Raw genomic sequence first — 12,100 nt, forward strand, 5'->3', positions numbered from 1 at the left:
CGGTCGCGGGGGGCCGTCACCGCGGCGGGTCCACCCGTCGCGGCTGCGGTCACTGGTCGGACTGGCCGGTGAACACGGCGAACGCCAGCCGGCCCAGACCGAGGTCCAGGGCCGAGATGATCGCCATCATCACCAGGACGAAGACCATCACCACGATGAAGTAGGTGACCAGCTGCTCCTGGGTGGGCCAGACGACCTTGCGGAGCTCGGCGACCACCTGTCGGTAGAACGTCACCGGGTTCGTGCGCTCGGCCTTCTTGCCGTCGCGGACCGCTTCGCTGTCCGACACGCCGTCACCATTCCTTCGCTCGTCCGTCCGGCCTCACCGACCAGATGTCCTGCAGGGCACGAGGGACTTGAACCCCCAACCTTCGGTTTTGGAGACCGATGCTCTGCCAGTTGAGCTAGTGCCCTCCGGTGGCCCCCGGGCATGCCGCAGCATGTGGGCAAACCACCAGTCGAGGAGTCTACGGGGAAGGGCCCGGCCTCGTCCAAACCGGTAGGTCCTAGGGTGAACGCATGTCACCTCGGCAGGCTCAGCAGCGTGCGTGATCTGCACGGGCTGCCCAAGGCCCATCTCCACCTCCACTTCACCGGCTCGATGCGGCACGGGACGCTGCTCGAGCTCGCCGAGCGGGACCGCATCGTGCTCCCGGACTCGCTGGTCCAGGACTGGCCGCCCGAGCTGAGCGCCGCGGACGAGAAGGGCTGGTTCCGCTTCCAGCGCCTCTACGACGTGGCCCGCTCGGTGCTGCGCACCGAGGACGACGTGCGCCGCCTGGTGCGCGAGGCGGCGGAGGACGACGTCCGCGACGGCAGCCGCTGGCTGGAGATCCAGGTCGACCCCAGCGGCTACGCCGCCCGGTTCGGCGGCGCCACGGCGTTCACCGACCTGGTGCTCGACGCGGTGGCCGAGAGCTCACGCGAGACCGGGCTGGGGATCGGGGTGGTGATCGCGGCCAACCGGACCCGCCACCCGCTCGACGCCCGCACGCTGGCGCGCCTGGCATCGCAGTACGTGGGCCGCGGGGTCGTCGGCTTCGGGCTCTCCAACGACGAGCGCCGCGGCGACACCACCGACTTCGCCCCCGCCTTCCGGATCGCCTCGCGTGCCGGGCTGCTGCTGGCCCCGCACGGCGGCGAGCTGCGCGGTGCGGAGCACGCTCGCCTGTGCCTGGACGAGCTGGGCGCCGACCGGCTCGGGCACGGGGTGCGCGTCGTGGAGGACCCGGCACTGCTCGAGCGGGTGGCCGCCGACGGCGTGACCCTGGAGGTCTGCCCGGTCTCCAACGTGGCGCTGGGGGTCTACTCCGACCTCACCTCGGTGCCGCTGCCCACGCTGCTGGAGGCGGGGGCACAGGTGGCCCTCGGCGCCGACGACCCGCTGCTCTTCGGGTCGAGCCTGGCGGGTCAGTACGCCACGATGCGCGCGGCGCACGACCTCGACGACACGGTCCTGGCCGAGCTGGCGCGGATGTCGCTGCGGGGCTCGCGGGCGCCGTCCGACGTGCTGGCGCGCGCGCTCAGCGACATCGACGCCTGGCTGGCGGCCCCCGATGAGAGGATGCAGGCGTGAGCGACCGGGAACCCGAAGACACGACGCCCCCCACCCACCAGCCCTACGGGCACGACCCGTACAACGCGCCCCCGCCGCCGCCGTACGGCCAGGACCCGTACGCCGCGCAGCAGCCGCCGGCGCAGTACCCGCAGCCCGGTCAGGGCTACCCGGCCCCGGTGCACGTGCCGCCGAACCACCCCTCCGCGAACACGGCGCTGGTGCTGGGCATCGTCGCCCTGGCCGGTGGGCTGCTCTGCGGGCTGCCGCTGCTGGCCGGACCGTTCGCCTGGTACACCGGCCGCAAGGTCAAGCACGAGATCGATGCGAACCCGCAGCAGTACGGCGGGCGCAGCGAGGCCAGCGCCGGCATGGTGCTGGGCATCGTCGCCACGGTGCTGCTGGCCCTGGGTGTGCTGATGATGGTGGCGGTGATGGCCATCGTGGTCGTCGGCGCCGGCACCTCGACCTGATCAGTCCTCGAGGTCGCAGCCCACGAGCACCGGCTCGTTGACCAGGCGGACCCCGAACCTGCGCTCGACCCCGTCCCGGACGTGGCGGGCCAGCGCCAGCAGGTCGGCCGTCGTGGCGCCGCCGCGGTTGGTGAGCGCCAGGGTGTGCTTGGTCGACAGCCGGGCCCGACCGGTGCCGATGTCGGCGCCGTAGCCGCGGGTGAAGCCGGCGTGCTCGATGAGCCACGCGGCGCTGGTCTTGACCCGGCCGTCGGGCTGCTCCCAGGCGGGCGCGCCCTCGGGCAGCAGATCGGGCTCGAGGACGGGGTTGGTGAAGAACGACCCCGCGCTCCAGGTGTCGTGGTCGCCTGCGTCGAGGACCATCCCCTTGCCCGCGCGCAGCGCGAGCACCGCGTCGCGGACCTCGCCCAGCGGTGCTCGTCCGCCCGCTTCGACCCCGAGGGTGCGGGTGAGCTCACCGAAGCGCACCGGCGCGCCCAGCGTGCCGATCGCGAGCTGGAAGGTCACCGAGAGCACGACGTGGCGACCCGGCTCGGCCTTGAAGCGGGAGTGCCGGTAGGCGAACCCGCAGTCGGCGTTGGCCAACGTGCGCACGGCGCCGTCGCGGCGGTCCCAGGTGCGCACCCGGGCGATGGTCTGCGCGACCTCCTGACCGTAGGCCCCGACGTTCTGCACCGGGGTGGCGCCCACGCAGCCGGGGATGCCCGAGAGCGCCTCGACGCCCACCCAGCCGCGCTCGACGGTGGTGGCGACGAAGGCGTCCCAGTCCTCCCCCGCAGCGACCGTGACGAGGACGCCCCCGCAGGTGGGGTCGGCGTCGGACCCGGGCTCGATGTCAGGGGTGATGCCCCGGGTGGCGACCTCGACGACCGTGCCGTCGAAGCCCGCGTCGGCGACGACGAGGTTGCTGCCACCGCCCAGCAGGAGCACCGGCTCCCCGGCCCGGTCGGCCGCGGCGACGGTCTCGACGAGGTCGGTCTCGGTCGCGGCCCGGACCCACCGGGTCGGCGGACCGCCGAGGCGCAGCGTGGTCCGCTCAGCCAGACGGGGGCGTCCGGGCTCACCCATCGACGACGACCACGGCGCGGGGCATGCCCAGGACCTTCTGCTCGCCCGAGCGGACCTCGAGGGCCAGGGTGGCCCGGCCGTCCTCGACGCTCTTGACCGTGCCGGCCACGACCACGACCACCCCGATGTCGTCGTCGGGGACCACGACGGGCTGGGTGAACTTGCAGCCGAGCTCGAGCACGGTGGCGTCGTCGGTCCAGGTCGAGACCGCTCGCGCGGCGAGCGCCATCGTGTACATGCCGTGCGCGATGACCCCGGGCAGCCCGACGTGGGTGGCGACCCGCTCGGACCAGTGGATCGGGTTGAAGTCGCCGCTGGCACCGGCGTAGCGCACGAGGTCGGCGCGGGTGACGGCGTACTCCTGCGCAGGCAGGGCGGCGCCGGGCTCGAGGCGCGTCATCACTGCTCCCCCCGGTGCACCAGCGTCGCGCTGGCGGTGCAGACCAGCGCCCCGCGCTCGTCGTGGACCTCGCTGCGGGTGCCGATCACGTCGTTGCCGCCGATCTGGCGCAGGCTCGCGACGCTCAGGGTCGCGGTGAGCACGTCGCCGGGCACCACCGGACGCTCGTAGGCGAAGCGCTGCTCGCCGTGCACCACCCGGCGCAGCTCGACCTGCTCGGCCTCGAGGAAGGCGTTCATCGCCTCGAAGGCCAGCACGATGGGGAAGGTCGCCGGAGCCGGGCCGCCCTCCCAGGACGCACCCGTCGCGGCCGCGAAGGTGCGCAGCCGCTCCTCCGTGACCGGATACGGTCGCGTGCGTGGGAAAGACCGACCGACGATCGAGGGGTCCACAGCCATGCCCCCAACCTAGTCCCCGATCCGGAGGCCTCGGGCGGGGGCGTCCTGCCCGGTCGGTGGCGGTCGCGGCACTGGCGCTGGCACTCGCGGCTCTCGCAGCCTGCACCGCCGACGGCCGAGGCGCCGGTGACGACGGGCCCGGCGGGAGCGACCCCGTGGCCACCCGCCCCACCCCCGGGCTCAGCCGGTGCGACCCGCTGCGCACCCGCGACGTGCGGGGCCGCCCGCCCGGCTACCTCGCCGACACCCTGGGCACCCGCCTGACCCCGCTGGCGATCAGCACGGCGGTCTGCGGGGGCCGATGGCTGCCGCGCATGCAGTCGGGGTTCATCCCGCAGGGGGTCGCGGTCTCCGGCGACACCGCCTGGGTCTCCGGCTACGACCCGGGCCCCGTCTCCCGCCGCTTCTGCCGCCTGCTCAAGGTCGACCTCGCCTCCGGCGAGCTGATCGACGAGGAGGCACCCGTCGCCGGCGCGGTCGGGACGGGTCCGGTCGTGGAGTGCCGCCACGGTGGCGGGGTGCTGCTCGACGAGCACGGCCTGTGGCTCGCCGAGAGCCCCCGCCTGTGGCTGCTCGACCCCGGGTCCCTGGCCGTGCGGCGGGTGTGGCGCCTCGACGACCCGGTCCAGGGCTCCTTCAGCGTGCTCGACGGCCGCGGCCGGCTGGGTCTGGGGCGCTTCCGCAGCCCGGGCGGCAACCCGGGTCAGCCCGGTCGCCCGGCCCTGGACTGGTTCGACCTCGACGACGTGCTGGCCCCGGGCACGTCGGTGCTCGACACCGACCTGGCCGTGGGGTCCCGCTCGATCCCCCGCCTGGCCCAGGGCGGGATGTGGGCGCGCATCGACGGTCGCACCGGGCTGTGGATCGCCTCGTCGGTCACCCGCTGCGGCGTGCTCACCGGCCCCGGCGGCGTACGCCGTGCGTTCCTGCCGGGCGCCGAGGGCCTGGCCCCGGCCGGGGACGGCACGGTGTGGGCGGTCAGCGAGTCGACCGGGCGGCGCTTCGCCGAGGAGGGCGGTCGGCCGGTGGTGGCGCCGCTGACCCTGGTCGACACGCGGCGCTTCGACCGCTGGCCCGAGCCGACCTGCGAGCCCTGACCCCCTGGGGTGCGGGCCCGCAAATGACCACGACCCGCCCGAGTGGCTCGGGCGGGTCGTGAACAGGACCTGGTGTCAGCGGGTCTCGCGGTGCGTCGTGTGCTGACGGCACCGGGGGCAGAACTTCGACAGGTCCATGCGGTCGGGGTCGTTGCGTCGGTTCTTCTTGGTGATGTAGTTGCGCTCCTTGCACTCCACGCAGGCGAGAGTGATCTTGGGGCGAACATCGGAGCTCTTGGAGGCCACGGGGAAGTCCTTGCGTCGGTCGGGCTGCTGGGTTTCGCGCGTCAGGTGCAGTAGCGGGAGCGGGACTCGAACCCGCGACACCACGATTATGAGTCGTGTGCTCTAACCACCTGAGCTACCCCGCCACGGGGCCGGGTCCGCCCGCCAGAGTAGTCCAGCGGGCCAACCCTCTCCCAGAGCCCCTTTACGGAATCGAACCGTAGACCTTCTCCTTACCATGGAGACGCTCTGCCGACTGAGCTAAAGGGGCAACGCGGAAGAAGATTACACACCCTCCCCGAGGACGGGAAATCGAGGGTGGGTCGCTGTCGTCAAACCGCTGCTGACCTGCACAGATGCGTGAACGGGCGGGCCAGCTCCAGCTCGTGCGAGAGCTCGAGGAGGAGCGCCTCCCGACCGCTCGCGGCGCTGAGCATCATGCCCAGCGGCAGCCCGTCGGCGGTGCTCGCCAGCGGCAGCGACACGGCCGGGTCGCCGGTGGCGTTGTGCCAGGGCGTGAACGCCACCCACTCCAGCAGCCGCTCCAGCACCTGCGCGTAGCCGTGCCCGGGGGCGAGGTGGCCCACCGCCGGGGTCGCCGTCGCCAGCGTCGGGCACAGCAGCACGTCGTGACGCTCGTGGAAGCGCGCGGAGACCGCACTGGTCCGGCGCAGCCGGGCCACCGCGCCCGGCAGCCGCACCAGGTGTCGTCGGGCGTGCGCGGACAGGCCGTGGGTGAGCTCGTCGAGCTGGTCGCGGTCGAAGGTGCGCCCGTGCTGGCGGCGCCCCCCGGCGAGCGTGGCGGTGGCCAGCGAGGCCCAGTAGAGCAGGAAGTCGTCGGCGAACGACTCCGGCGCCGGCGCGGGGACCTCCTCGACGTGGTGGCCCAGCTCCTCCAGCAGCGCCGCGGTGCGCAGGGTCGCCGCGGCCACCTCCGGGGAGGCGGCCCGGCCGGCGCCGGCAGTGGTGACGCCGATGCGCAGGCGCTGCCGTCCCGGTCGGGTGATGTCGCCCACCGGCGGCAGCGACAGGTCGCGGTAGACCTTCTCGGCCTCGCGCAGGAAGGCCGCGGTGTCGCGGACCGAGCGGGTCAGCACCCCGTCGCTGACCAGGCGCACCGGCATCCGGCGCATCAGCACGTCCTGGGCCAGGCGGCCGCGGGTGGGCTTGAGGCCGACGAGCCCGGTGGCGCTGGCCGGGATCCGGATCGAGCCGCCCCCGTCGTTGGCGTGGGCGATCGGCACGGCCCCGGCGGCCACCAGCGCCGCCGACCCCGCCGAGGAGGCGCCGGCCGTGCGGGAGGGGTCCCACGGGTTGCGCACCGGGCCGAGGCGCGGGTGCTCCGCGGCGGCGCTGAAGCCGAGCTCGGAGAGCCGTGCCTTGCCCAGGGTCACGAGCCCCGTCGCCAGGTACATCCGGGCCAGGTCGCCGTCGCGGCGGGCGGGGCGGCCCACGAAGGCGTCGGTGCCGTGCAGCGTGGGCATCCCGGCGACGTCGACGTTGTCCTTGACGAAGGTGGGCACCCCGGAGAAGAAGCCGCCGCGCGGGCTGCGAGCCTCCGTCCGGGCGCGGTCCCACGCCCGCCAGGCCACCGCGCCGAGGGTGGCGTCGACGCGCTCGGTACGGGCGATGGCCGCGTCGACCACCTCGGGAACGCTGACCCGTCCGGCGGCGATCGCCGCCGTGAGGCCCACCGCGTCGAGGTGGCCCAGGGCGTCGTCGGAGAAGGCGTGCACGCTCATGCGCACGAACCTAGCGTCGGACGGGCGCGCGGGTGGTCGCTCCGGCTCAGAGGAGCAGTGCCACGAGCACCGGGGCCACCACGCTGGTGACCAGGGCGGTGAGCCCCATGGAGAGCCCGGAGAACGCGCCCTCGACGGGGTGGTCGACGATCGCCCGCCCGGTGCCGATCCCGTGCGAGGCCGCACCGATCGCCAGCCCGCGGGCGCGGTGGTCGTGCACCCGCAGCAGGCTCAGCACCCCGGGGCCGGCGACCGCGCCGAGGATGCCCGCGGTGATCGTCACGGCGGCCGTCAGCGGAGGCAGGCCGCCCAGCGTGTCGGCCACGGCGATGGCCACCGGTGTGGTCGTGGACTTCGGCGCCATGCTGCGCGCCAGGAGCTCGTCCCCGCCGGCCAGGCGCACCAGCAGCACCGCGGACGCGACCGAGACCACCGCGCCGGCCACGACGGCGACCAGGAGCGGCAGCACGAACCCGCGCAGCCGGTCGAGCTGGCGGTGCAGCGGCACCGCGAGGGCCACCGTGGCCGGTCCGAGCGCGAAGGTGATCAGCGCCGTGTCGTCGGCGTACGACGCGTAGTCGACGTCGAGGAGCACCACCAGCGTCCCCACGACGACGATCGCCACCAGCACCGGCTGGGCCAGCGGGTGGGCCCCGGTGCGGTCGCGCAGCCAGCAGCCCAGCTGGTAGGCCAGCAGGGTCACCACCAGCCAGAGGAGCGGCTGGTCGAGCAGCATGCTCACGACGCCCCCGGCCCCGGCGCGTCGACGACGCGGGTGCGGCGACCCAGCCGGTCCGCCAGCACGCCCACCACCGCGAGGCCCAGGAACCACGAGCCGACCAGCGAGACGAGCACGGCGAGCAGGTCGTCGCGCAGCACCCCGGCGTAGGCGACGATGCCCACCCCGGCCGGGACGAACAGCAGCTGCAGGTGGGGCAGCAGCACGTCGGCGGTGCGGTGCACGGGGCCGTCCTCCGGCGGGCGGCGCACCGTGAGGACGAGCAGCAGGAGCACCATCCCCACCACCGGGCCCGGGACGGGCACGCCCGTGGCCTCGACGACCACCTCGCCGACGAGCTGGCAGCCCAGCAACCAGAGGAGTCCGCGCAGCACCGGCTCAGTGTGCCCGACGGTGGCAGCCCACGAGGTGCGGGTCGAAGAGACCGGTGGCCTCCATCAGCGCGAACATCGTCGTGGGTCCCACGAACGCGAACCCGCGCCGCTTGAGCTCCTTGCTCAGGGCCGACGACTCCGGCGAGGTGGTCTGCTGCTCGGCGGTGGTCCGCGGGGCCGGCGGGTCCTCGGGGGCGTGGGCGAGCACCAGCCGCTCCAGCCCCCCGTCGTCGCGCAGGGCCAGCGTCGCGCGGGCGTTGGTCACCGCCGCCTCGATCTTGCGGCGGTTGCGGACGATGCGGGCCTCACCCATGAGCCGCTCGACGTCGGCGGCGGCGTACGTCGCCACGACCTCGGCGTCGAAGCCTGCGAAGACCTCGCGGAACGCCGGTCGCTTCATCAGGATCGTCGACCAGGACAGCCCCGACTGGAACGCCTCGAGGGTCAGCCGCTCCAGGTAGGCGCTCTCCCCGTGGACGCGCCGACCCCACTCGTGGTCGTGGTAGTCACGCATCGTGCCCGCGCCGGCCCACGGGCAGCGGGCCAGGCCGTCCTCGCCCGTGACCGGTCCGACGGTTGTCTCCATGCCGGCATCGTGCCGCACCTGCATGAATCCCCGGTCGGCCGGGGACTCATGCACTTGATGGGCGTTGCAACACCCATCAAGTGCAGGACTTGCCTGACAAGGATCTGCGGATCAGCCGCGTTCCCGGAGTCGAGCGTTCGGCAGGGGCGGCGCCGGGATGGGGGGCAGGTGGTCGCCGGCCACCACGCCGAACCGCCCGGGGGCGACCTGCTGGGCGTCGGAGACCACCGCGCCGTCGTGCTCGACCTGGTCCTGCCACTCCTGGCGGAAGGCCACGACCTCCTCGTGGCTGCGGCCCACGAAGTTCCACCACATCACGATCGACTCGCCGAACGGCTCGCCGCCGAGCACCAGGAGGCGGGCCCCGTCGGCGCCGGCGACCAGGGTCAGCACGTCCCCTCCCGGCGGCACGTACGCGAGCTCGCAGCGGTCGACCTCGACCCCGTCGACGACCACCGGGCCGAGGTCGACCAGCACGCCGTGCTCGTGCGCGGTGTCGACGTCGAGGCTCAGCGAGGTGCCGGGCTCGAGGAGGACCTCGGCGCCGAGCAGCGGGGTGTGCGTGCGCACCGGCGACGTGGTGCCGAGCAGCGTGCCGAGGAAGACCCGCACCTCCCAGCCGGGCCCGGTGAGCGGCGTCGGCGCGTGGTACTCGAAGCCCGGGTCGCAGTGGCGGGTCGCGTCCGGCAGCGCGACCCACAGCTGGGCCCCGTGCAGCGTGGTGGTGCCCGCGGTGGAGATCTCGGAGTGGCTGATGCCCCGCCCGGCCGTCATCAGTCCCAGCTCCCCGGGGCGCACCATCGCGTGGCTGCCCACGGAGTCCCGGTGCTCGATCTCGCCGGTGAACAGCCAGCTCACCGTCTGCAGCCCGGTGTGCGGGTGCGGGGCGACCGACATGCCCCCGGTGACCGCCACGTCGTCGGGGCCGTAGTGGTCCAGGAAGCACCACGCGCCGATCAGCGAGCGTGAGCGCTGCGGGAGGGTGCGGCGTACGAGCATGGCGCGGGGACCGCCGAGCGGCACGTCGCGGGCCGGCAGCACCTCCACGGTGCCCGTGAGAGGGCCCTGCTCGCAGTCGATCTCCGTGGGATCCGGGTCCGGGTTGCTCACGCGACCAGCCTAGTCCGCGTCCCGCCCTTGACCTGGCGGACACCTCTGGACCACCTGGCCACCCCCGACCGGGAGGGTTAGGTTGCCGAGGACGGACGACACCGGCCCGCAAGGACGAAGGAGCCCGCCTTGAGCGACCACCAACCGCCCCCGCCGCCCCCGCCTCCCCCGCCGCCCCCGCCGCCCGGTGGCGGGTACGGCGCACCGCCGCCGGGACCCCAGGGGCCCCAGGGTCCGTACGGCTCCCAGCCCCCCGCGGGCGACGCGTGGTCGCTCGGGGGCGCGCTGGGCTGGGGCTGGGCGAAGTTCCAGGCCAACGTCGCGCAGATCCTGCTCTCGGCGCTGGCGCTCGTCGTCGCGATGCTCCTCATCGGCGGGATCGGCTTCGCACTGACCGGCCTGCTCACCTCCGACCCCCAGTGCGGCTACGACGCCTCGGGCCGCTTCGACTGCGACGGCGGCACCGGCTTCGTGCTCGGCCTCGTCGTCAACGCCCTGGTGAGCGCGCTGATGCTGCTGGTCGCGCTCGTCGTCGGCGCCGGGCTCGTGCGTGCCAGCCTCGCGGTCACCGAGGGCCGCTCGTTCCAGTTCAGCGACGTGATCCGCACCGACAAGCTCGCCCCGGTCGTGACGGCCGCGGTGATCATCGCGGGACTCACGTTCATCGGCACGCTGCTGTGCTACCTGCCCGGCCTCGTGGTCGGCTTCGCGACGTCGTACACGATGTTCTTCATCATCGACCGCGACATGGGCGCCGTGGAGGCGATCAAGGCCAGCGTGCAGTTCGTGATGGCCCACCTCGCCGACACGATCGTCTGGTACCTCGTGGGCGGCCTCGTCGCGGCTGCCGGGTTCCTGGCCTGCGGCGTCGGCGCCCTGGTCACCGTCCCGGTCGTCCTGCTCGGCACCGCCTTCACCTACAAGCGCCTCACCGGCCAGCCGGTCGCCGCCTGACCCCCACCGACGAGCGGTCACTTTCGCACCACCCAGCAGTCAGTTCTGCACCCCTGGCCTCGTCCGAGACCGAGCAGAAGTGACCGCTCGGCGGTGCAGAAGTGACTGGTCGATGGTGCAGAAGTGACTGGTCGTGGGTCAGAGGCGGCGGCCCGCCCAGCTGAACGGGTAGTCGGGGTCCTCGACGGCGAGGGCGCCCTCGCCGAGCTCGAGCGGGGCGAAGGTGTCGACCATGACCGCGGACTCCTCGAAGGACTCGGCACCCAGCGAGGCCTCGATCGCCTCGGGCTGCGGGCCGTGGGCGTGCCCGCCGGGGTGCAGCGAGACGGACCCGAGCCCGATGCCCGAGCCCTTGCGCGCCTCGTAGTCGCCGGCGACGTAGAACATCACCTCGTCGGAGTCGACGTTCGAGTGGTAGTAGGGCACCGGGATCGCGAGCGGGTGGTAGTCGACCTTGCGGGGCAGGAAGTTGCAGATCACGAAGTTGTGCCCCTCGAAGACCTGGTGCACCGGCGGCGGCTGGTGCACCTTGCCGGTGATCGGCATGTAGTCGTCGATGTTGAACGTGAAGGGGTACAGGCAGCCGTCCCAGCCGACCACGTCGAAGGGGTGGGTGTCGTAGACCATCCGGGTGCCCACGACCCCGGCCGAGGTGCGGTGCTTGACCAGCACCTCCACGTCGCTCCCCTCGTGCAGCAGCGGCTCGCCCGGCCCGTGCAGGTCGCGCTCGCAGTACGGCGCGTGCTCGAGGAGCTGGCCGTAGCGCGACAGGTAGCGCTTGGGTGGGGCGATGTGGCTGTTCGCCTCGATGGCGTAGAGCCGGCTCGGCTCGGCGGGCACCCAGCGGTGCGTGGTGGCGCGCGGGACCACCACGTAGTCGCCGGCGCGGTAGGCCACGGCTCCGAAGACGGTCTCCACGACGCCGCTGCCGGCCTCGATGAAGACGCACTCGTCCCCGATCGCGTTGCGGTACAGCGGCGAGGCGCCGGTGCCGGTGACGACGTAGGAGATCCGCACGTCGTTGTTGCCCAGCACCAGCCGGCGGTCGGTGACGGCGTCGGGTCCGGTGCCGAGGTCCTGCAGGCGCAGGTGGCGCGGGGCCAGCGGGTGGTTGGGGGTGCGGGTCTGGTCGGGCACCTCCCAGATCTCGGTGGCCACGACCGCCGACGGCACGCCCCGGTGGTAGAGCAGGGAGGAGTCGGAGGAGAAGCCCTCCTCCCCCATCAGCTCCTCGCGGTAGAGCCGCCCCTCGGGGTCGCGCAGCTGGGTGTGGCGCTTGCCGGGCACCTCGCCGAGGCGTCGGTAGTAGGCCATCTCCGGGTTCCCTCCCGCCGGCTCGCCGCGGCGAGCAGTTCGATAAACGGACACTTGCGTCCGCT

Annotated in this window: 15 protein-coding genes and 3 tRNA genes; 4 read left to right on the top strand and 14 right to left on the bottom strand. The window is 73.6% G+C overall.

From position 1 onward, the window contains the following. Positions 1 to 49: 49 nt before the first annotated feature. Both secE and I601_RS03680 read right to left on the bottom strand, forming a co-directional pair. Entirely contained in the window at positions 50 to 289 is a 240-nt protein-coding gene (gene secE, locus I601_RS03675) for a preprotein translocase subunit SecE (protein WP_068106587.1), read from the bottom strand. 52 nt (positions 290 to 341) lie between these two features. After that, positions 342 to 414, bottom strand: a tRNA-Trp gene (locus tag I601_RS03680). A 130-nt stretch (positions 415 to 544) separates the two neighbouring features. On the opposite strand from I601_RS03680, the gene I601_RS03685 reads away from it, so the two are divergent. After that, a complete protein-coding gene (locus I601_RS03685) occupies positions 545 to 1,576 on the top strand; it encodes an adenosine deaminase (RefSeq protein WP_068106590.1) in 1,032 nt (343 codons plus the stop codon). Then, positions 1,573 to 2,028 carry a hypothetical protein gene (locus I601_RS20685; RefSeq protein ID WP_084527101.1) on the top strand — a complete coding sequence of 152 codons (456 nt, stop codon included), beginning with the start codon at positions 1,573 to 1,575 and terminating at the stop codon, positions 2,026 to 2,028. Before I601_RS03685 ends, I601_RS20685 begins: the two co-directional genes overlap by 4 nt. Here the strand turns inward: I601_RS20685 and I601_RS03695 are convergent, their stop codons facing one another. The 3 genes from I601_RS03695 to I601_RS03705 are packed head-to-tail and all read right to left on the bottom strand — an operon-like array spanning position 2,029 to position 3,894. After that, positions 2,029 to 3,096, bottom strand: a complete 1,068-nt coding sequence (locus I601_RS03695; protein ID WP_068106593.1) for a UDP-N-acetylmuramate dehydrogenase — start codon at positions 3,094 to 3,096, stop codon at positions 2,029 to 2,031. It lies immediately after the preceding gene. Next, the gene (locus I601_RS03700; RefSeq protein ID WP_068106596.1) at positions 3,089 to 3,496 is read right to left on the bottom strand and encodes a MaoC/PaaZ C-terminal domain-containing protein; all 408 of its coding nucleotides are present in this window, start codon (positions 3,494 to 3,496) and stop codon (positions 3,089 to 3,091) included. Before I601_RS03700 ends, I601_RS03695 begins: the two co-directional genes overlap by 8 nt. Continuing rightward, positions 3,496 to 3,894 carry an FAS1-like dehydratase domain-containing protein gene (locus I601_RS03705; protein ID WP_068106599.1) on the bottom strand — a complete coding sequence of 133 codons (399 nt, stop codon included), beginning with the start codon at positions 3,892 to 3,894 and terminating at the stop codon, positions 3,496 to 3,498. Before I601_RS03705 ends, I601_RS03700 begins: the two co-directional genes overlap by 1 nt. A gap of 155 nt (positions 3,895 to 4,049) precedes the next feature. Here I601_RS03705 and I601_RS03710 point away from each other — a divergent pair, with 155 nt between their 5' ends. Next, positions 4,050 to 4,991, top strand: coding sequence for a hypothetical protein (locus tag I601_RS03710; RefSeq protein ID WP_157519870.1), 942 nt, complete (start codon positions 4,050 to 4,052; stop codon positions 4,989 to 4,991). A 75-nt stretch (positions 4,992 to 5,066) separates the two neighbouring features. Here I601_RS03710 and rpmG read toward each other — a convergent pair whose 3' ends face one another. The 8 genes from rpmG to I601_RS03750 all read right to left on the bottom strand — a co-directional run bounded on the left by rpmG (position 5,067) and on the right by I601_RS03750 (position 9,767). Continuing rightward, positions 5,067 to 5,237: a 50S ribosomal protein L33 gene (gene rpmG / locus I601_RS03715; RefSeq protein ID WP_068106605.1), complete on the bottom strand. Its 171-nt coding sequence runs from the start codon at positions 5,235 to 5,237 to the stop codon at positions 5,067 to 5,069. A 51-nt stretch (positions 5,238 to 5,288) separates the two neighbouring features. Continuing rightward, positions 5,289 to 5,362, bottom strand: a tRNA-Met gene (locus tag I601_RS03720). A 52-nt stretch (positions 5,363 to 5,414) separates the two neighbouring features. Continuing rightward, positions 5,415 to 5,487 (bottom strand) — tRNA-Thr (locus tag I601_RS03725). Between the two features lie 61 nt (positions 5,488 to 5,548). Then, positions 5,549 to 6,958, bottom strand: a complete 1,410-nt coding sequence (locus tag I601_RS03730; RefSeq protein ID WP_068106610.1) for an amidase — start codon at positions 6,956 to 6,958, stop codon at positions 5,549 to 5,551. Between the two features lie 46 nt (positions 6,959 to 7,004). After that, on the bottom strand, positions 7,005 to 7,694 hold the full coding sequence (locus I601_RS03735; protein WP_068106612.1) for an LrgB family protein: 690 nt from the start codon (positions 7,692 to 7,694) through the stop codon (positions 7,005 to 7,007). Positions 7,695 to 7,696: 2 nt separating this feature from the next. Continuing rightward, entirely contained in the window at positions 7,697 to 8,071 is a 375-nt protein-coding gene (locus I601_RS03740) for a CidA/LrgA family protein (RefSeq protein WP_068106615.1), read from the bottom strand. 4 nt (positions 8,072 to 8,075) lie between these two features. Further along, positions 8,076 to 8,657 carry a DNA-3-methyladenine glycosylase I gene (locus I601_RS03745; RefSeq protein WP_068114294.1) on the bottom strand — a complete coding sequence of 194 codons (582 nt, stop codon included), beginning with the start codon at positions 8,655 to 8,657 and terminating at the stop codon, positions 8,076 to 8,078. A 111-nt stretch (positions 8,658 to 8,768) separates the two neighbouring features. Beyond that, entirely contained in the window at positions 8,769 to 9,767 is a 999-nt protein-coding gene (locus I601_RS03750; protein ID WP_068106618.1) for a pirin family protein, read from the bottom strand. A 129-nt stretch (positions 9,768 to 9,896) separates the two neighbouring features. On the opposite strand from I601_RS03750, the gene I601_RS03755 reads away from it, so the two are divergent. Continuing rightward, the gene (locus tag I601_RS03755) at positions 9,897 to 10,721 is read left to right on the top strand and encodes a DUF2189 domain-containing protein (RefSeq protein WP_068106621.1); all 825 of its coding nucleotides are present in this window, start codon (positions 9,897 to 9,899) and stop codon (positions 10,719 to 10,721) included. A 138-nt stretch (positions 10,722 to 10,859) separates the two neighbouring features. Here the strand turns inward: I601_RS03755 and I601_RS03760 are convergent, their stop codons facing one another. Continuing rightward, entirely contained in the window at positions 10,860 to 12,035 is a 1,176-nt protein-coding gene (locus tag I601_RS03760) for a homogentisate 1,2-dioxygenase (RefSeq protein ID WP_068106624.1), read from the bottom strand. Between the last annotated feature and the right edge of the window lie 65 nt (positions 12,036 to 12,100).

The sequence above is a fragment of the Nocardioides dokdonensis FR1436 genome (genome assembly GCF_001653335.1).
In the GTDB taxonomy this organism is placed as follows: Bacteria; Actinomycetota; Actinomycetes; order Propionibacteriales; family Nocardioidaceae; genus Nocardioides; species Nocardioides dokdonensis.